This window comes from Sulfitobacter sp. SK011 (assembly GCF_003352065.1).
GTDB lineage: Bacteria > Pseudomonadota > Alphaproteobacteria > Rhodobacterales > Rhodobacteraceae > Sulfitobacter.
The window spans coordinates 3,329,381-3,347,610 of record NZ_CP025803.1 but is presented as its reverse complement, the minus strand read 5'-3'; the positions used below and the strand labels follow the sequence as shown (position 1 = coordinate 3,347,610).

Annotated in this window: 16 protein-coding genes; 10 read left to right on the top strand and 6 right to left on the bottom strand. The window is 54.5% G+C overall.

The window, feature by feature from the left end; all coding sequences use genetic code 11:
* Position 1: 1 nt before the first annotated feature.
* From C1J02_RS16415 to C1J02_RS16390, 5 genes are all read left to right on the top strand, one after another.
* Complete coding sequence (locus tag C1J02_RS16415; RefSeq protein WP_114879541.1) at positions 2–943, top strand: alpha-E domain-containing protein; 942 nt, start codon at positions 2–4, stop codon at positions 941–943.
* The gene (locus C1J02_RS16410) at positions 944–1,741 is read left to right on the top strand and encodes a transglutaminase family protein (RefSeq protein ID WP_114879540.1); all 798 of its coding nucleotides are present in this window, start codon (positions 944–946) and stop codon (positions 1,739–1,741) included.
* Positions 1,742–1,775: 34 nt separating this feature from the next.
* Complete coding sequence (locus tag C1J02_RS16405) at positions 1,776–2,507, top strand: peptidase (RefSeq protein ID WP_114879539.1); 732 nt, start codon at positions 1,776–1,778, stop codon at positions 2,505–2,507.
* A 262-nt stretch (positions 2,508–2,769) separates the two neighbouring features.
* Positions 2,770–3,300 (top strand): flavodoxin domain-containing protein, encoded by a 531-nt coding sequence (locus tag C1J02_RS16400; protein ID WP_114879538.1) that lies wholly within the window; start codon positions 2,770–2,772, stop codon positions 3,298–3,300.
* A 478-nt stretch (positions 3,301–3,778) separates the two neighbouring features.
* Positions 3,779–6,790 (top strand): cyclic nucleotide-binding domain-containing protein, encoded by a 3,012-nt coding sequence (locus tag C1J02_RS16390; protein WP_114879536.1) that lies wholly within the window; start codon positions 3,779–3,781, stop codon positions 6,788–6,790.
* Between the two features lie 115 nt (positions 6,791–6,905).
* On the opposite strand, the gene C1J02_RS16385 is transcribed toward C1J02_RS16390, so the two are convergent.
* The 3 genes from C1J02_RS16385 to C1J02_RS16375 all read right to left on the bottom strand — a co-directional run bounded on the left by C1J02_RS16385 (position 6,906) and on the right by C1J02_RS16375 (position 10,158).
* Positions 6,906–8,336 (bottom strand): NAD-dependent succinate-semialdehyde dehydrogenase, encoded by a 1,431-nt coding sequence (locus C1J02_RS16385; protein ID WP_114879535.1) that lies wholly within the window; start codon positions 8,334–8,336, stop codon positions 6,906–6,908.
* A 104-nt stretch (positions 8,337–8,440) separates the two neighbouring features.
* Positions 8,441–9,385, bottom strand: a complete 945-nt coding sequence (locus C1J02_RS16380; RefSeq protein WP_114879534.1) for a LysR substrate-binding domain-containing protein — start codon at positions 9,383–9,385, stop codon at positions 8,441–8,443.
* The gene (locus tag C1J02_RS16375; RefSeq protein ID WP_114880661.1) at positions 9,382–10,158 is read right to left on the bottom strand and encodes an aspartate dehydrogenase; all 777 of its coding nucleotides are present in this window, start codon (positions 10,156–10,158) and stop codon (positions 9,382–9,384) included. Before C1J02_RS16375 ends, C1J02_RS16380 begins: the two co-directional genes overlap by 4 nt.
* 158 nt (positions 10,159–10,316) lie before the next feature.
* Between C1J02_RS16375 and C1J02_RS16370 the strand changes: the two genes are divergently transcribed.
* The 5 genes from C1J02_RS16370 to C1J02_RS16350 all read left to right on the top strand — a co-directional run bounded on the left by C1J02_RS16370 (position 10,317) and on the right by C1J02_RS16350 (position 14,757).
* A complete protein-coding gene (locus C1J02_RS16370) occupies positions 10,317–11,270 on the top strand; it encodes a dihydrodipicolinate synthase family protein (RefSeq protein WP_114879533.1) in 954 nt (317 codons plus the stop codon).
* An 87-nt stretch (positions 11,271–11,357) separates the two neighbouring features.
* A complete protein-coding gene (locus C1J02_RS16365) occupies positions 11,358–11,900 on the top strand; it encodes a 3-hydroxyanthranilate 3,4-dioxygenase (protein ID WP_114879532.1) in 543 nt (180 codons plus the stop codon).
* Positions 11,901–11,933: 33 nt separating this feature from the next.
* Positions 11,934–12,908: a TRAP transporter substrate-binding protein gene (locus tag C1J02_RS16360; protein ID WP_114879531.1), complete on the top strand. Its 975-nt coding sequence runs from the start codon at positions 11,934–11,936 to the stop codon at positions 12,906–12,908.
* 65 nt (positions 12,909–12,973) lie between these two features.
* Positions 12,974–13,501, top strand: coding sequence for a TRAP transporter small permease (locus C1J02_RS16355; RefSeq protein WP_114879530.1), 528 nt, complete (start codon positions 12,974–12,976; stop codon positions 13,499–13,501).
* On the top strand, positions 13,498–14,757 hold the full coding sequence (locus C1J02_RS16350; protein WP_114879529.1) for a TRAP transporter large permease: 1,260 nt from the start codon (positions 13,498–13,500) through the stop codon (positions 14,755–14,757). Before C1J02_RS16355 ends, C1J02_RS16350 begins: the two co-directional genes overlap by 4 nt.
* A 60-nt stretch (positions 14,758–14,817) precedes the next feature.
* Here the strand turns inward: C1J02_RS16350 and C1J02_RS16345 are convergent, their stop codons facing one another.
* The 3 genes from C1J02_RS16345 to C1J02_RS16335 all read right to left on the bottom strand — a co-directional run bounded on the left by C1J02_RS16345 (position 14,818) and on the right by C1J02_RS16335 (position 18,202).
* Entirely contained in the window at positions 14,818–15,492 is a 675-nt protein-coding gene (locus C1J02_RS16345; protein ID WP_114879528.1) for a type 1 glutamine amidotransferase domain-containing protein, read from the bottom strand.
* Between the two features lie 309 nt (positions 15,493–15,801).
* Entirely contained in the window at positions 15,802–16,728 is a 927-nt protein-coding gene (locus C1J02_RS16340; protein ID WP_114879527.1) for a hypothetical protein, read from the bottom strand.
* A gap of 388 nt (positions 16,729–17,116) precedes the next feature.
* Positions 17,117–18,202 carry a phosphatase PAP2 family protein gene (locus tag C1J02_RS16335; RefSeq protein ID WP_114879526.1) on the bottom strand — a complete coding sequence of 362 codons (1,086 nt, stop codon included), beginning with the start codon at positions 18,200–18,202 and terminating at the stop codon, positions 17,117–17,119.
* Positions 18,203–18,230 lie beyond the last annotated feature (28 nt).

Here is an 18,230-nt window from a genome sequence, read left to right as displayed (position 1 = left end):
CATGCTGGGAAAAACTGCAGGGGGTCTTTATTGGATGTTTCGTTCGCTGGAGCGGGCGGAAAACACTGCGCGCCTGATTGAGGCGGGGTTTCGGATTGCATTGACCCGGTCCACCAATGCGGAAGCGGAGTGGCGGTCGGTGATTGTGACGTCTGCAGCGCAGGCAAGCTATGAGGCGGGGCATGATGTCTACGACAGCGCGCAGGTGGTCGATTTCCTCCTGCGGGACCTGTCCAACCCCAGTTCAGTCGTCTCGGTCATAAAGGCGGCACGCGACAATGCGCGGCTGGTCCGTACTGCGCTGACAACCGAAGTCTGGTCGGCAGTGAACGAGACCTGGATGTTGTTCACCGATCTGCTGAAAGAGCCGATCCCGCAAACTGAATTACCCGCTGTCCTCGCCACCATTCGGCAACAATCAGCGCTGGTGCGCGGTGCGCTTTATGGCACCATGCTGCGCAATGATATCTATGACTTCTGCCGTCTTGGCACGTATATTGAACGCATGGATAACACCGCGCGCATCATCGACGTGAAGTATTATTCGCTGTTGCCGTCGCCGTCTTTCGTTGGCAGCAGACTGGACAATGTCCAATGGGAGACGATTTTGCGCTCCGTTTCCGCGCACCGTTCTTTTCGCTGGGCCGTTGAGGATGACTTTACAGCGCCCGCCATCGCTGAGTTCCTGATCCTTGATCGCCGCATGCCGCGATCATTGTCGCATTGCGCGAGCCAGATAGTCGGATGCCTGTCGCATCTTGCCGAGGAATACGGCGGTCGCGAGGCATCGCATGAGCTTGCGGATGCGTTGAACACCCGCCTCAGGAACAGAGATATTAATTCGATTTTTGAAGAAGGCCTGCACGAGTTCGTTGGAAGCGTGCTGGAAAAAACGGCGGATATCGCCGGACAGATTGAACGTGATTACAGGTTTATTGGTTAGATGGAACTTCAGATCAGTCATACAACCGAATATGCCTATGATGCCCCGGTTGATTACGCGTTGCAAAAAGTGCGGCTGCGGCCCTTACCGTCAAGCATGCAGAATGTGCCCAACTGGGCGGTCGAAATCGCGGGTGGCAAGATCGAGACCAGCTATACCGATCATTACGGCAATCATGTTGATCTGGTCAGTATCGAACGTGGCGCGCAAAAGCTGACCATTCGCGCAAGTGGAATGGTCGAGACCCTCAACAGCACTGGCATTCTGGGGCAGGTTTTCGGGCGCGCGCCTTTGTGGCATTTTCTTCAGCCAACGGTGCTGACAACAGCGGGCGACGCGATCAAGGCGTTGCCGCGCATCACGGGCGACACGGGGGCGCAGTTGAGCGGTCTGCACGGCCTGTCCGCCGCCATCCTCAAGGCACTTCCCTATGAGTTTGGCCGGACCGATGTGAACACCCCTGCCGAAGTTGCATTGCAGGGCAGCCGCGGTGTGTGTCAGGACCATGCACAGGTTTTTCTGACTGCGGTGCGGCTTTCTGGTATCCCGGCGCGCTATGTCAGTGGCTATCTGATGATCAACGACCGGGTCGAACAGGACGCAACCCATGCCTGGGCAGAGGCCTATGTGAATGACCTGGGTTGGGTCGGGTTTGACATTTCAAACGGGGTTTCGCCGGACGAAAGGTATACGCGTATCGCCATTGGACGCGATGCCCGGGATGCCGCACCGATCGAAGGTTTGCGCATGGGTTCGGCGGATGAGACATTGATGGTATCTGTGCAAGTTCAGCAGTAAAGAGATCACGTCGAATCCTTTTAGGTAGAAAAAGATGACTTACTGCATTGGCATGCGGCTGGATCGCGGTCTGGTTTTCATGTCTGACACACGCACCAGCGCCGGCGTGGACAACTTTGCTGTGAGCAAGAAGATGTTTTCCTGGCAGGTCCCGGATGAACGGGCCATCACCATCATGACCGCCGGCAATCTGGCGACAACGCAGTCACTGATCAGCCTGCTTGAAGAACGTTCCATTTCCGAACAAGACCGCGATCCAAACATCCTGCGTCTGCCAACGATGTTTCAGGTGGCGCGGCTGGTTGGATCGACCTTGAAAGAGGTGATCACAAGCTCATCTCCAACGGGTCAGACCTCGGATGATCAGTTTGGGGCGTCGATCATCGTGGGCGGGCAGATCAAGGGCGGCAAGCCAACTGTCTTTATGGTCTATCCCGAAGGCAATTTTATCGAGATAACTGACGACACACCGTTTTTTCAGATCGGCGAAACCAAATATGGCAAGCCCATTCTGGTGCGGGCCTATGATCGTGCAATGGACTTTGCGGATGCAATAAAGCTGTTGATTGTGTCTTTTGATTCCACCGTAAAATCGAACCTGTCCGTCGGTCTGCCCTTTGATCTTCAGGTGTACGAAAACGACACCTTCACCTGTGATCGCACGACGCGGATCAAAAGCGACGATGCCATTTATCAGGAAATCGCATCGGGCTGGGGCGATGCCCTGCGAGACGCGTTTCAGCTTTTGCCGAGTTACAAATTGTAAGTTGGCGAAGCCCGTTCGGTTGCACTGCAAGGGACTGGTAAGCCGCAGATCAGATCTGTTGCGCTGCAAATATCAGGACCGGCAGGTTTGTTCTGTGCCGCCGCTTGCGGTTTCGGACATCGCATCGTCCGCCAATCATTTTTGAATTCAAAAAAGAACCGCTCCTATTTGATCTCGAACAAAGCCAGCGTGGGCTGACCCCCTTATTGTCTATGCAGAGTTGGTGCCTGATGCGCCGCAAATATAGACAAGGAGAGACCAAATGCCGGTACTCATTCTGTTTGCCTCCATCGAAGGACAGACCCGCAAGATAGCCCAGTTTATTGAGGAAACAGTCCGCAGCGCAGGGCATGATCCCACGATCGTAGATGTCTCGGACAAGATGGCCGACGTGACATTTGACGGGTTTGACACCGTCATTCTGGCCGCCCCTGTCCATGAACGCAGGCATCCACCCAACTTTGAGGTCTTACTGACCGCAAGCCGGGCTGATCTGGAGGCGCGGCGCACGCTGATGATCTCGGTCAGTCTGGGTGCCGCTTTCCCTAAGCTAATGGGGGAGGCACAAGAGTACATGGATGAAATGAAAATGCGCACCGGGCTCAAGCCAAATGCAGAGGCGCTGGTCGCCGGGGCGGTTCGGCCCAGCAGCTATGGCTATTATGAAACCGAGGTTCTGCGCCACGCGATCTTGCGTCACCAAACCATTGATCCGCGCACGCAAGAGTGTGAGTTTACGGATTGGGACGCGCTTGGCAGGGTTGTGACGCGTTTTCTTTCTGCCGACAAGTAAGTGAGACCGTCAGGTCAGTACGAGGGCCATCAACCTGCGCGCTTTGGATAAGCTGCGGGGAAAGTCATGACGGCACCCCATTACACTGAACCGGTCCGTCTCACCGACATTGTCACGTGGAGACCCGTGGTGTGATCGACCTGACAGTGATGTGCCACTGGTCATACCCAAGAACTCAACAATGAAACCTCAGGTAGAATTTTATTCGGCGATCCCGGTTTATTTGCTGTGGCGGCCCCCATTCCGATGCGCATTGTGTGTCGGAACATAGACGCAGTGCTGTTCATGCATTACCGTTTAGATGTAACAATGAATTTTTTTGCTGCTCAGATTTATCTTAACCCAAATGTGGATCACTCAAAGCCGATGCTGAACATATGTGATTTCGCCGTCATTGCGAAACAGAGCCATTGTGACGATCCCGTTTCCTGCATTGCCGCTTCGACACTGTCCCCTGATATGAACGCATGACCGACTGATGCAAAAATCCCTCATTGCTTTTATCTGGCACCATTCCCGGCGCGACCAATTCATCCTTGTATTTGTGACGCTCCTGCTGTTTCCGCTGCTCTATCTGACGTTGGAATTGCCAAAGCGGATCATCAATGACGCCATCGGGGCTCAGTCAGATGCGGTCCTGTTCTATGGGTTTGAGATTTCACAAACGGCGCTCTTGCTGACATTGTGTTTTGCGTTTCTGGGCTCTGTGATCGCGCACGGGCTGTTGAAGATGCGGGTCAACACCATGAAGGGTGTCTTGGCCGAACGGTTGCTCAGGCGGTTTCGATATACGCTGGTGGGGCGTATTCTGCGCTTTCCACGAAGCTATCAGGCGCGCGTGTCCGAAGGCGAGCTTGTGGCGATGGTCACGGCAGAGGCCGAGCCGCTTGGCGGGATCATGGGGGATGCATTTGCAAATCCGCTGCTGCAGGCGGGACAAATGATCACGATTCTGCTGTTTCTCTTTGTTCAAAACGTCTGGTTCGGCTTAGCCGCAGTGGCGCTTATTCCGGTGCAGGCATGGCTGATCCCGCGGATGCAGGCAAAAATCAACGTGCTGAACCGCAGTCGGATTTTGCAGATGCGCAGCCTGTCTTCAGAAATCGGAGAGATTTCTGAAGGGGCACCAGTTTTGCGGCAGCATGGCGGCTGGCGGTACCGCCAGGCAGCGATGAGCGCGCGGCTCGGAAAACTCTTTGAGACCCGGTTCGAAATCTATCACCGCAAGTACTTCATGAAATTCACCAATAACTTCCTTACTCAGCTGACACCGTTTTTCTACTTTCTCGTCGGGGGTCTTTTGGTCATCAACGGCCAGCTCACGATTGGGGCGCTGGTCGCCGCAATCGCCGCGTTCAAGGATCTGTCGAGCCCCTGGAAGGAACTGCTGACCTATTACACCGCCGTGCAGGAGGTGTCGCAACGCTACATCATGATCGTGCGCCGATTTGCGCCCGCTGATTTGCTGAAGTCCCTGCCGACAGAAGCTGAGCCGATTGCCACAAATGCTGGGGCACCAACGATCAAGCTGGACCGGGTGGAATTGGAAGATGGTGATGGCAGGCATGTCTTGTCAGGAGCTGAGCTGACCTTGGAACCGGGAAGCTGGACCTGCGTGACAGCAGAGGATGACGGCGATTGCACGACATTGGCGCTTTTGCTGATGAGAGAGCTTTCCGCGCATTCCGGCAAGGTCCTTTGGGATGATGTGAATTTGGCTGACATGTCGCAGCAGGCCATTGTTGGGCGCATCGCGCATGTGACGTCATCATCGCATATTTTTGAGGGAACGCTGGGTGAGAATGTCATGCTGCCCTTGCGGCAAATGCCCAGCGAGGCGCTGCAGGGGAATTTGCGAGACGAGGCAGAGCGCAGCGGAAACAGCATCGATAGCGCGTTGACGGCATGGCATCCTGCGCAGGTGTCGGCGGATGTCATCAAGCGCGCAGAAGACGGCTGGCGCGAGCTGATCGAGATGACAGGTGGCCAGCGGATGCTTCTGGCCCGTGTTCTGGATCATCCGCTGAACGCGGCCCAGAACGCTGCCTTTTTCGAAGCGTTGGTTGCCGCGCGGGCCCATGTGGCGGTGCAACTTGAGCGTCTGGATTTAATGACCGCTGTCCAGAGATTTGGCTCGGATACTTATGTGGACGCGCTGACCTTGCCGGAAAACCTGCTGGGCGGAACCGCAATCCAAAAGCGCTGGCTTGACCCCAAGGCCGCAGCGGCGTTTGAGGTGCTGCTGGCTGACCTGGGACTACGCGATGCGGTGTTGGCGCAGGGCAAGGTGATTGCCGAGACCCTGCTTGAGGTTTTCGATACCGTAGAAACACAAAATGTACCGTTTCAGCGTCTTGGCCTGCCCGATGGGACCATGAAGGAACTTGAACTGGCACTGCAAAGGGCTGAATTGTCGCCCCAGCCCAAGCCGCGCCAACGGCGTGCGGACGAAGCGCTTTTTCTGTCGTTGTCAGTCAATATTGCTGCCGCACAGCTTGATGGGGTATTTTCAGACGACCTGAAGGCATCCGTTGTGGCTGCGCGAAAAGCAGCGGCCGATGCGTCTTCATCTCTCAGCGCTGACTTTGTTGCCTTTGATTTGGCGGCTTGGCATCCTGGGATAAGCGCCCTTGAAAACCTGATATTCGGAAAAATCGCGCCAACCTCGCGGGCACGCCGCGAGAAAATCAAAGGGGTGGTTGTCGATGTGCTGAACGGGCAGGTTGATCACGCAACCTTGATGGATTTGATCGATAAACTGCCAACCGCACGGCGCGGTAAGAACTTGCCGCAGCAGGTGCTTGAACAGGTCAGCATTGCTCAGGCGGTGGTAAAGGGACCGGATTTGGTGATTTTGGACAGGGCATTGGCAAGCCATGACCCTGCCGCACGGACCCGCACAATGGCGACATTTCGAAGCTTGCTGCCGGACGCGACCATCTTGCAGCTTGAAACGGAGACGCCGAAAGATGGCCTGCATGACCGTGACATCGAATTGCGTCAGGGACAGTTCAGGGCGGTTGGTCAAGAGGGCGAGGACGCTGTTCAGACGCCGGAAACAAGCGATCTGCAACGTAAATTACAGGCGTTGCGCCGCGCCCCGCTGTTTCGCGAACTCAGCCGTCAACAACTCAGGCTCTTGGCGTTTAGTGCGCGTTGGGTCACCTTCAAATCGGGATCGTATGTGTTTCGCAAGAATGACCTGCCCGATGGCGCTTTCCTGATTTACGAAGGCAATGTCGCATTGATTGAGCGTACTGAAACGGGAGAAGAGGCGTTTGCCATCTATCCCACCGAAGGCACGCTTGTAGGAGAGTTGGGGTTGATCCGGAACGATCCCCGGCGTCTGGACATGCGTGCAGACAGTGACATCACCCTGCTGCGTATCGAGGCTGATGATTTCCTGTCTATTCTTGAAACGGATGCACGGACGGGTTTCAAACTGATCCAGAGCCTGATCGGGTATCTTGACCGGCCGGATCGCCGCTGATCGTGCGTAGTGAAGGTTTCGCCTAAAGACCCAGGATCAAAAATGCTGGCGCATTCAGATTGATCAAAAAGTCGGATGGCAGGTTGGATGACAGCGATCTGGATCAAGGGGCCAGTCAGGTTATTTTGGCAGAATGCCAAACATGCTTGACGGTCATATAATTGTCTAACCCTTCGGCACCACCCTCACGACCATAGCCACTGGATTTAACGCCCCCGAACGGGGTTTCAGGCATTGAGGCTTCAAGTGTGTTGATCGACAGATTGCCGACCTCTACTTCATCGATCATGCGATCAATGTAATCCGCGCGGTTGGTAAAGGCGTATCCGGCCAAGCCGTAAGGGACTGCGTTTGCCTTTGCGATTGCGTCATCCAGCGATGAAACCGGGTTGATGACAGCAATGGGGCCGAATGGTTCTTCCTGCATGATCCTGGCATCATCAGGCACGTTCATCAGCACTGTTGGTTCAAAGAAATAGCCGGTCTCACCAAAACGCGCGCCGCCGGTTGCGACATCTGCCCCTTTGGCGCGGGCGTCTTCGACCAGGTCGGTCAGCACCGGCACACGGCGTTCATTGGCCAATGGTCCCATCTCTACGCCGTCATCCATGCCGTTGCCCACGACCGTCGCTGCGGCCCGTTCAACAAAGGTCGCGGCGAAGTCATCAAAGATGCGTTCATGGACAAAAAACCGTGTTGGCGAGGTGCAGACCTGACCCGCATTGCGCATTTTTCGCACGGCCCCCGAAACCGCGGCCATGTCGACGTCGGTATCTTCGCAGACAATCACGGGTGCATGGCCGCCAAGTTCCATCAAAACCGACGTCATATTTTCAGAGGCTAAAGTTGTCAGGTGACGGCCAATGGCCGTGGAGCCGGTAAAGGCCACCAGCCGGACCGGTTCTTGTGGGATCAGATAACCGGAAATTTCAGACGGTTCGCCAAATAACAGGTTCAGAACGCCGGGCGGCAGCCCTGCATCTTCAAAAGCGCGCGCAATATGGATCGCGCCTGCCGGCGTTTCCTCGGCTGCTTTGAGGATGATGGAACAGCCTGACGCCAACGCCCCGGCAATCTTGCGCGCGGGCTGGCTCATCGGAAAGTTCCAGGGCGAGAAGGCTGCAACAACCCCAATAGGTTGATGGTGAACCGAGAACTTATGCCCGTGGGCTGCGGGAATGACTCGGCCATAGGTGCGCATGGCTTCGCCAGCGTCCCATTCGAAAAATTCAGCGCCGCGAATGACCTCAAGCCGTGCCTGTGGCAGCGGTTTGCCGTGTTCGAGGGTTATGGAGTGTGCAATTTCTTCCTGACGCGCACGCATCAATGCAGCGGCACGCAGGATGACGTCAGACCGCTTGCGCGGCGATGTGCGGCTCCAGATGCGAAAGCCCTTTTCCGCCGCCTCCAGCGCATCATCCAGATCGCTCTTTGCGGCACGTGGGAGACGCCCAATTTCCTGTTCTGTCGCGGGGTTCACCACCGGCATGTCACTGGCAGTTGTGCGCCATTCACCTGCAATAAAAAGCTTGAGCTCGGGATACATAGATCATGTGCCTCCTACAGGTGATGCGTTCAGATCATTCAAAGCTGCACATCACTTCAAGTGAATTGGGTGAATACTGATATCAATTTGGCGAATACCAAGGGTTATCTTTCCCGGGCGGCGCGGTGCAGTGCTTGCATAAAAGCCTGTCCTGCCGGTGATAGGCTGGTGTCTGAGCGATAAGAGATGCCAATGGGGCCCTGACCAAAGGGGACGATCCAGTCGAGTTTCGACAGATGACCATTTTCGATATCCTGGGCGATGACCTCGGCGGGCATGAGGGAGATCAAATCGCGTGATTGTAAAAGCGCGCGGTTGGCAAGGTAGGATACGGATTCGATTGCCATAGGGGGTTGGTATTGCTGCTGGCCTACGAAAAAATGGTCAATCTGCCGGCGCAATGTTGTTTCCAGCGGTGGCAAAATCCACCCGTAGGGTTTGATCTGCTCAAACGACACCGACCGTTTACCTGCCAGCGGATGTTGGTTGCCCACAACGGCCAACACCCGATCTTCGAACAGTTTTTCCTGTTTGATTTTGTCGCGGTGACGATGCGAAGGAAGACGTCCGAGCACCATGTCAATTTCACCTGACAATAGCGCGGGCATTAAAACCTCGTTGGTGCCTTCGCTGATCTTTATCGCAACCTTGGGGCGTTCGGTTAGCACGATATCAATCGCAGCCGGAAGCAGCCCTGTGGACGCCGCAAGCAGGGTGCCGACGACGACCCGGCCTGAATTGCCTTCGTTAAGGTCGTCCAGTTCCTGTGCCGCGTTTGAAACCTGCGCAAAAATAAGTTTGCCGTGACGGATCAGCGTATCACCAAAGACGGTCGGGACAACGCCCCGATTGGTGCGGTCGAACAGCTTGACCTCAAAGTCGAGTTCCAGATCCTGGATCATTTTGGTGGCTGCAGGTTGGGAAACACCCAGTTCACGCGCGGCACTTTGGATGTTGCCGTGGCTGCCGACGGCTACCAGCAGGCGCAGTTGGCGCAGTTTCAGCCGGGTCAAAGCGCGGTCAACGATGCGGGAATGCCGGGCAATCATAGGCTTATCGGCTGGATGATTTGATCCAGCTTGCTCACCACGCTCATCGCGGCAAGGGCCGAACTGCGCGGGTTATCAGGCAGAGACTTTCCGCTGATCCGAAAGTGGAAATTTCCAAATTCACCCGAGGCGTCGATTTCGTGGATATTTTCGATGACATTAGCATCCGCGATCAACTGAACCTGCGTGGCATCAAAACCGATCCCGGCCAAGGCCACCGCAGCTGCAACATTTGCGTTTTTTGGATAGGTCAATGCGGCGTCACGGGCGGTGCCCTGAAAATGGGTCACGGCACCGCTTGTCAGCGCATGAAGGTCCAGCTTTTGTTCCGCCGGCGACCCTGCCCACCCTTTTGGCGGTTTGCGCCCGACATAGGTGACACTGTTCAACTGCCCAATACGGGCGGCTTGCAGGCAATCAAGCGCGCCAATGGCACCGCTGGCGAGGTGCAGTTTCGACCGCCCTTGTTTGGCTGCGGTTTCGAGGTCAGCAAAGACGTGATGATCTGCCAAGGCACCCAATGAGACGGTGATAAGGTCTGTTCCGCGCGACAAGATTGCAGGCCCATGTTCGGTCAGCGCCGCGTGTCCTGCGCAGTCGATCATCAGGTCAAGATCGGTGGGCAAATCCTGAACCGAACCAACATAGTGATCAGGGTTTTCGGCCACGCGTACGGGCCGAAGCAGGGTGACAGCAATCGAGTGGCCCCGCTTTTCCAGGGCCGCGCTTACGTAGTTCGCAATAGCACCCTTACCTATAAGACCTATTTTCATGACCATACCTTTTGCCTGAAAAGCATCTAACCTGAATTAAGAGGCGCTTGATATATTTATTTTTGATAGCCAATTTGGTCATTTCTCGTTGGCTGTTGCGGTGAATTACGTCCTGTTGGGTCATGAAAAAACCAATCTGTCCAGCTAAGGTCGCGTTCATGAAATACAGTAAATTCGACGCAAAAGAATATGCGCGTGAGAACATGAAAGGCATATGGGCCGCTGCGCTGAACCCGTTCAACGATGATCTGTCGCTGAACGAGGCCGGATTGCGGTCAAACATTCGCCATTGGATTGATGGACTAAAAATTCAGGGATTGTTTGTGGCCGGAAAGCAGGGCGAATTTTTTTCGATGAGCGTGCCAGAGCGTAAGCGCAATTTCGAGATTGCCGTTGATGCATGTGCGGGCAAAGCGGGGGTGATTGTGTCAGTCTCGGACCAGAATATGGAGGTGGCATTGGACTTGGCGCATCACGCACAGAATTGTGGTGCTGATTATATCGTTCTTCACGCGCCCGTCCTGAGCTTTGTGCATGATCGTGGCGAGGTTCTATATCAGTATTACAAGCGGTTTTGCGATGAACTTGATATCGGGATCGCCATGTGGAGCCATCCTGACAGCGGGTATCTGATGCAACCCGAAGAATGCGCGCGCATTGCTGAACTGCCGAACATTGTCGCGATCAAATACTCGGTTCCACGCGAGATGTACGTCAGGCTGCATCATATGATCGGTGATAAAATTCAGGTTTCGACATCTGCCGAGGACGAATGGCTCGATAATATCGAAGAACTTGGATGGCAGCTTTATCTGTGTTCATCGCCGCCATATCAGTTGCAAACAGCCCATGATTTGCGGATGCACGACTATACGCAATTGGCCTTTTCAGGCAGGTTTGATGAGGCGCGCAAGGTGCGAGACAGCCTCAATCCTGTCCGAGAGGCGATGAAGGCAACGCGGCCACCGGGCAAACCGACGGCGTTCGGCAAGTATTGGCAAGAGTTGTTGGGGCAGGTTGGCGGGCGGGTTCGCGCGCCGATGCTGGAACTGACAGATGCCGAGAAAGACCTCATTCGCAAAGGTTTCGCAGAGTGTGGTCTGAGGCTGTGATATAACTATTTCTGATACCTGAATAGGGAATGATTCTTTGCGGTTTAGAGCAAAGTCGCGGAAGTTTTTCAAAACAGGGGGAGCGATATGTCCAGACTGAAAGCCTTTAATTTTCAAGCGTGGATTGACGAGCATCGCCACCTCCTCAAGCCGCCCGTTGGCAACCAGCAGATTTGGGAAGACGCCGATTTGATGGTCACCGTTGTCGGCGGGCCGAACAAACGCACTGATTATCATGATGATCCGGTTGAGGAATTCTTTTACCAACTCGAAGGCAATATGGTGCTCAAAATTTATGACGGAGAGGAATTTTACGATGTTCCGATCCGTGAAGGGGAGATTTTTCTGCTGCCTCCGCACGTCCGCCATTCACCACAGCGTCCCGAAGTGGGATCCATTGGCCTGGTGATCGAACCCAAGCGGCAGAAAGGTGAGTTGGATGCGATCGAATGGTACTGCTTTGAGTGCGGATCGCTTGTGCATCGCGCCGAGATGCAGCTGCAATCCATCGTAAAGGATCTGCCGCCGGTCTATCAGAAATTCTACGCTTCCAAAGAAGACAGAACCTGCCCACAATGCAAATCTGTCCACCCCGGAAAAGAACCGCCTGAAGGGTGGGTAAAAATATGATCCGTCGTCAAAAATAAGAAACAGGGAAGAAAAATGAAACATTTCACTAGAATACTTGCCACAGCCACACTGGTTGCGGCATCTGCATTCGCGGTACACGCCGACGAATTCCGGCTGGGTCTGATCACACCGCCGCCGCATATCTGGACAAAAGCGGCCGAGGCCTTTGGTGCCGAACTGTCGGAAAAAAGTGGCGGAGCACATAGCGTAGGGGTTTTTCCATCCAGACAGCTGGGCAACGAAGCCGAAATGCTGCAGCAACTTCAGACCGGCGCATTGGACATGGCCTTTATGACAGTGGCCGAAGTATCAAACCGGGCGACGGATCTGGGGTCTTTCTATGCACCGTATCTGGCGAATGACATCGCGCATGCGGGCCGTATTCTGCGCTCCGATACTGCGGCTGCTTTGCTGGAACCATTGCCCGCGCAGGTCGGTGTGGTTGGATTGGGCTATGGCATGGCGGGTCTGCGCCAGATCGTCAGCCGTGGTGACGTGAGCAGTTCTGCTGACCTTGCAGGTAAAAAGCTGCGGATTACACCGTTTACGCCAATCCTTGATTTCTACAACGCTTTGGGCGCCGCCCCAACGCCCATGCCGCTGCCTGCTGTTTACGATGCGCTGGCCAACGGTCAGGTGGACGCGATTGATATGGATGCCGAGCTGATCTGGGTACTGAAATACTACGAACACGCGGATACGATCATTCAATCTGACCACATGATGTTCCCGATGGTCGGGCTGGTTTCAGCCAAGGTATGGGCGGGACTTTCTGATGATGACCGTGCGATGATCGGTGAGTTGATGGCCAAACATGTCGACAGCACAATTGACAGCTATATCGAAAAGGAAGCTGGCTGGCTGGAGCAGATCGAAGGCACCGGCAAGACCTATACCAAGGTCGATGCCTCGTTCTTTGGCGATGCGATTGATCAATGGAACACCATCTGGTCTGAAAAAGCTGCATCGCTGGAAAAATTGCGCGCTGTTGCTGCCGAAACCGAGTAACGCTAACACATGACGTATAGGGGCGCGGGGCAAACCAGCGCCCCTTTTCACATGAGGGAACGTTAATGCTCTATCGTCTATCTGCCGCCTGGGCGCGCGTCGAATTATGGTGTGCAGCCTTACTGGCCGTCTGCGTGACATTGCTTGTCCTGCTCAATGTGGTGACGCGCACCGCTGGCAACGCGCTGTTTTGGGTGGATGAACTGGCTATCTATGCCATGGCGTGGATGACCTTTCTTGGCGCTTCCGCCGCATTGCACCATCGAAGTTCCGTGGCGATTACGCTGTTGCCCGATGCCGTTTCGCACCAGCTGAAAGCCGTGATCACCAAGACCGTTGATGCCGTGATCTTTGTATTTGCTCTTTCGATGCTTTGGTTCTGCTGGCGTTGGTTCATGCCACTGGATTTGGCCCGGGCGGGCTTTGATACGACTGCGTTTCAGGGCCAGACGTTCAACTTTATCTATGCCGAACCCACCTCAACGCTCGGCGTGCCGAAATATCTGTTCTGGAGCGTGATGTGGCTCTTTGCGCTTGGCGCGACGCTGCATTCGGCAATGCATTTGATCAGCCCGCCAGAGACCAAAACATGAGCCCGGTCGTCTTTCTTGCCGCATTGTTCCTGTCTGTTCCTGTGGCGATCGTGTTGGTGATTACGGCCATCTGGTACATCTGGGAAAGCGGCAACACAGTTCTTTACGACAGTTTTGCGCAAAAGATGTTTGCCGGGCTTGAAAATTACGGCTTGCTGGCTGTGCCCCTGTTCATGCTGACCGGCGAGCTGATGAACGAAGGTGGGATGACCAAGCGTCTAATCAACATGGCGCGGGTGTTTGTCGGCGGGTTTCGGGGCGGTCTGGCCTATATCAATCTGCTGGCCAATATGTTCATGGCGGCCATCATCGGCTCCGCCACTGCTCAAATTGCGGTGATGTCCCGGGCCATGGTGCCTGCGATGGAAGAAGAAGGTTATGACAAGGGATTTTCCGCTGCCACAACCGCTGCCGGTGGCCTGTTGGCACCGGTTATTCCGCCTTCGATGATGTTTGTCATCTATGGGGTTCTGGCTCAGGTACCGATTGGCGATATGTTTATTGCGGGTATTATTCCCGGACTTTTATTGTCGCTGGCCTTTGTCATGGTGATTACCATCGTCGGGTGGAGCCAGCAGTTTCCAAAGGGCGTTTGGATGTCGCGCGGGGAAGCCGGCCGCGCATTAGTTCAAGCGTTGCCCGCGCTGTTGATCCCCCTGGCGATCATCGGCGGCATCTTGTTTGGCGTGGCAACACCGACTGAATCAGCGGCCATCGCATCGCTGATCGCGTTTCTGGTGGGCTGGCTGGTTTATGGAGAACTGAAGCCCGGACATCTGGGCGAAATGTTCAAGCGCACCGCAGTCAATGCGTCGATGATCATCTTTATGATCTCGGCGGCCAGCGTCTTTGGCTGGGTGATCATATATGAGGAGGTGCCACAGAAGCTGGCTGGGCTCATCACTTCGGTGACCTCCGATCCGTTCATGTTCTTTTTGATTGTGAATTGCGCGCTGTTGTTGGTTGGTATGGTAATAGATGGCATCGCCGCGATCATTCTGATCACACCAATTCTGCTGCCGATCGCGACGGGTTCTTATGACATCAGCCCCTATCAGTTCGGTGTTGTGATCTGCCTGAATCTGGTTCTGGGTCTGTTGACACCGCCCGTTGGCATCGGCCTCTATATCGCATCATCGATGAGCAACACACCGCCCGGTGCGATCCTCAAGGCGCTTTGGCCGTTTCTTCTTGCTGTTGCCTTGGTTCTGGTCCTGCTGAGTTATTTTGCCAGCTTGTCGACGATCCTGATTTAATCCCTCAAAGGGTGTATGGGCATTGGGGCCGCCTTTTTCGGACGGCCCCAATGCGTCGATTTACAAAAGTGCCAACAACTTGTGCGCGGCTTCTTCGGATGATGCTGGGTTCTGACCGGTGACAAGCTTGCCATCGGTCACCACGAAAGAGGCCCAGTCGTCGCCTTTCTGATAGTCGCCGCCGTTTTCTTTCAGCATGTCTTCGACCAGAAATGGCACGACGTCGGTGAGGCCGACACCTTCTTCTTCGGTATTGGTAAAGCCGGTCACGGTCTTGCCCGAGACAAGCGGCTTGCCGTCCGAGCCTTTGGGGTGCTTAAACACTGCCGGGGCATGGCAGACGGCACCGATGGGCCGCTCACTGGCAGCGAAGGTTTCAAGCAGTTTCTTGCTATCGCTGTCTTCGGCTAAATCCCAAAGCGGACCATGGCCACCGGGATAGAAAATCGCGTCGAACCCTTCGGCAGAAATGGTGGACAAAACTTCGGTCTTGGCCAAATGCTTTTGCGCGGCGTCGTCCGCTTTGAACCGCTTGGTGGCATCCGTTTGGGCGTCATCTGTATTGCTTGAGGGGTCGAGTGGCGGCTGACCACCCTTGGGCGATGCCAAAGTAATGTCCGCACCCGCGTCTTTGAACACATAGTAAGGTGCCGCAAATTCTTCGAGCCAAAAGCCGGTCTTTTTGCCTGTATCGCCCAACTCATCGTGGGAGGTGAGAACCATGAGAATTTTCATCGGAATGCGTCCTTTTGTTTTTCTGTCAGTTGCGTTGGTTTACGAAGCATTTGCCAAATGCCTTGCCATTTACAGATAAACGAACGCGGTCGGGCCTTGTTCCAAACCGGTGGCCATTTCTTTGTGAAAACTGATTTTACCTTGCGTCAGCCAGCACGTTTGCATGAGAAAACTGGCCTTGGAAAAACAGCGCCAGCGGGACTGAAAGCGACTAAAGAAAAGCCCGCCAACAGGTGTCAGACGTCAGTGGCGCAAGTGCCGATGCCAGCCCTTTTGAGGCTGGCATCTGACTTGATGGCTGACAAGATATCACTCGCCAAGTTGCAGTGTCTTTTGCATCTTTGGTTTGCGCAATTTCCAGATCTTGCTGTCGATCATGTAGTGATGAAAATTAACGATCTGGTAGAGGACAATCGTTGCAGAAAGTCCCGCAAAGAACAGCCAGTCTATGGTGCGTAGAACACCCCAATAAACGACCCCGGTGATCGCAACACAGGTCAGTAGGTAAAGCCACAGACGACCTGACTGCGAGATGTAGGACAAGAACTTTGCGTCAGGGTCGACGCCGCCGCTGAACCGCTTGTTGTTGTACATCCATACGAACAAAATGTATTGCGCATTGTGCCAGATGTTGATCATCAGCCAGCCCAAGGTGATGTCGCTGGTTGCGATATAGGCGAGATAGAAGATTGCGAAATGGGTGAGCATGTACATCGTGTGTACAACCGCCAGACGCCCTTCGGACGCCGCTTTGACGCGCGCGAGCACCCAGAAAGCCAACAGGCCAATAGCAACCAATCCGCACGCTTCAGACACCAATGGCGGGACAGGGAAAGACCACAATTCCATCCCGATGAACGTCGGATGCTGCTCTGCGGATCTGGCGATAATGCCAAAAACAGGGATCGAATAAAAGATTGCCTGATCCAGCCAGCCATCTTCATAGGCCGCCTGCCGATCCTTGCCGCGATAGGCGCGTGAAATACCCCAGCTCTGACGGGTGTAGTGATACCATTGCCAGTAAAAATAGATGGTCACGATCACCCAGAGGCCCGCGATCCACACAACGCCCAGGGTGACGGCGATCACAATCGGAAGCAATCCGACCATCAGAAAACGGTGTTCCTGAAAGCTTTCCTTGTCAAAACAGATCCGGGTGAATGTTGATATCACATGATGATATCCCAAGAACCACAGATCAATCACCAGGATTGGATAGAAAAGGGTCGGCTCCATTAAGATGACCAGGCCAGTCACGCAAGAAAGTGCGAGAAGCCCAAATATGAAACCCGTATCAAAGCGGGCATTCCGGATCCACGGAAGATCCGCGAAAGATTGGCTAGGGGTGGCTGTATCCGTCACTGCTGCTGTCCTCAATTTTTTCTTTCTCTAACAAAGGTTTCGCATTCCTATCGCAGTATGATGGCAAATTTCGGGCAAGAAAGCGTCGATTGTTGCATTTTCGTCAACAGTATCTGGCTCTGACAGCAAGACCGCGTTTGGTATGTTGTCCAGCAGGTTGATGTTTCGCTTAGCGAACGATTGCCTGCATTTGGGTTACAGGCGGTTCTTCGTTAGAAAAATGATCCAACGTTCTTGAAGTTTCTGTAAATTGGAGCGGGCTTTAAGGGGCCACAGATTTCGTCCCCGCCCATTCTGCCCGTGCCTTATCAAGAAGCTTATTGTCGCCGAGCGCCAGAACCGAGGGGCATTTTTTGACGATTGGAAACGCGCTAAAGGCAAGCCGTTTTCCTGCTTCGCTGTCAGAGGGGAAATGTACGCCCAGCACTTCGCGGTTTCTGGCAATGCGACTTGCCATGTCGTGCAGCGCATTGCGGACCGGTTGGCCTGCGGTGACTGTCTCCATGATCTTATCGTTTGCACCATTTCCATCGCGCATAACCTCGTCCAGACAATATGCGATGAGCCAAGCCTCGGTGGCATGCGCACTTGGATAGGAGGCGTGTTGCGGGACATCAATCGGCGGCATCAAAGCGGGGTGTAATTGCGAGGGTCGCGGGCGGTTGAATTTCTTTTTGAAATGGTATGCCAGAAATTGCGCAACAACCAATGCGTTGTGGCATAATTTGAAGGTGTAGGGATGTGACAGATAGGTGAACGGCACGATCCCTTGAAAATATCCGATCAGCGTATCACGCTGCTGCAAAGCTTCACTCATGACCCCGGCGCGATACTCAATCAGGCCGACCAACTCGGTAAGCTCATCCTCAAGATCCCACTTGGGCTGACCAGCACCAAAGTCGGTCACGCCCGTTTGATTGTTCGTGGTGCGCGCAGGGTCTGGCAGTACGATGTCTATCCAGTCCGGCTTGTCCTGCGCGTTGGAGGACAGGGCCGCGAATTCTGACAGAAAAGCGATGGCGTCATTGCCCGGTGACCAGTTTTTGAATTCAGCCGTGTTGTAGGATTTGTAAATCTTGTGCAGCCGTTTTGGGTCGCCCGTGCCATCCAATACTTCCGGCGACGTCTGAGGCCATTGAAGGCCTGCCCACCAATAATCCTCAACTGCGGGCGCTGCCGGGTTTTCGGGCACAGTATGTGGCGATATTCCGACACCAATATAACCGGGGCTGCCGCCATATTGTGCCTCCCCTCTTGCGTCCCTCGCATCGCGTGCGTCGCGCGCATCTCGTGCGTCTCTGGCATCGCGTGCATCAAAAGTTCCAATCGGTCCGCCTGGTCCTGACATGGCTATCTCCTAACTAAATGCCGCTCCG

Excerpts from the sequence above, each read along its gene's own strand:
- C1J02_RS16415 (WP_114879541.1), top strand. The coding sequence starts at position 2 with ATGCTGGGAAAAACTGCAGGGGGTCTTTATTGGATGTTTCGTTCGCTG.
- C1J02_RS16410 (WP_114879540.1), top strand. The coding sequence starts at position 944 with ATGGAACTTCAGATCAGTCATACAACCGAATATGCCTATGATGCCCCG.
- C1J02_RS16405 (WP_114879539.1), top strand. The coding sequence starts at position 1,776 with ATGACTTACTGCATTGGCATGCGGCTGGATCGCGGTCTGGTTTTCATG.
- C1J02_RS16400 (WP_114879538.1), top strand. The coding sequence starts at position 2,770 with ATGCCGGTACTCATTCTGTTTGCCTCCATCGAAGGACAGACCCGCAAG.
- C1J02_RS16390 (WP_114879536.1), top strand. The coding sequence starts at position 3,779 with ATGCAAAAATCCCTCATTGCTTTTATCTGGCACCATTCCCGGCGCGAC.
- C1J02_RS16385 (WP_114879535.1), bottom strand. The coding sequence starts at position 8,336 with ATGTATCCCGAGCTCAAGCTTTTTATTGCAGGTGAATGGCGCACAACT.
- C1J02_RS16380 (WP_114879534.1), bottom strand. The coding sequence starts at position 9,385 with ATGATTGCCCGGCATTCCCGCATCGTTGACCGCGCTTTGACCCGGCTG.
- C1J02_RS16375 (WP_114880661.1), bottom strand. The coding sequence starts at position 10,158 with ATGAAAATAGGTCTTATAGGTAAGGGTGCTATTGCGAACTACGTAAGC.
- C1J02_RS16370 (WP_114879533.1), top strand. The coding sequence starts at position 10,317 with ATGAAATACAGTAAATTCGACGCAAAAGAATATGCGCGTGAGAACATG.
- C1J02_RS16365 (WP_114879532.1), top strand. The coding sequence starts at position 11,358 with ATGTCCAGACTGAAAGCCTTTAATTTTCAAGCGTGGATTGACGAGCAT.
- C1J02_RS16360 (WP_114879531.1), top strand. The coding sequence starts at position 11,934 with ATGAAACATTTCACTAGAATACTTGCCACAGCCACACTGGTTGCGGCA.
- C1J02_RS16355 (WP_114879530.1), top strand. The coding sequence starts at position 12,974 with ATGCTCTATCGTCTATCTGCCGCCTGGGCGCGCGTCGAATTATGGTGT.
- C1J02_RS16350 (WP_114879529.1), top strand. The coding sequence starts at position 13,498 with ATGAGCCCGGTCGTCTTTCTTGCCGCATTGTTCCTGTCTGTTCCTGTG.
- C1J02_RS16345 (WP_114879528.1), bottom strand. The coding sequence starts at position 15,492 with ATGAAAATTCTCATGGTTCTCACCTCCCACGATGAGTTGGGCGATACA.
- C1J02_RS16340 (WP_114879527.1), bottom strand. The coding sequence starts at position 16,728 with ATGGAGCCGACCCTTTTCTATCCAATCCTGGTGATTGATCTGTGGTTC.
- C1J02_RS16335 (WP_114879526.1), bottom strand. The coding sequence starts at position 18,202 with ATGTCAGGACCAGGCGGACCGATTGGAACTTTTGATGCACGCGATGCC.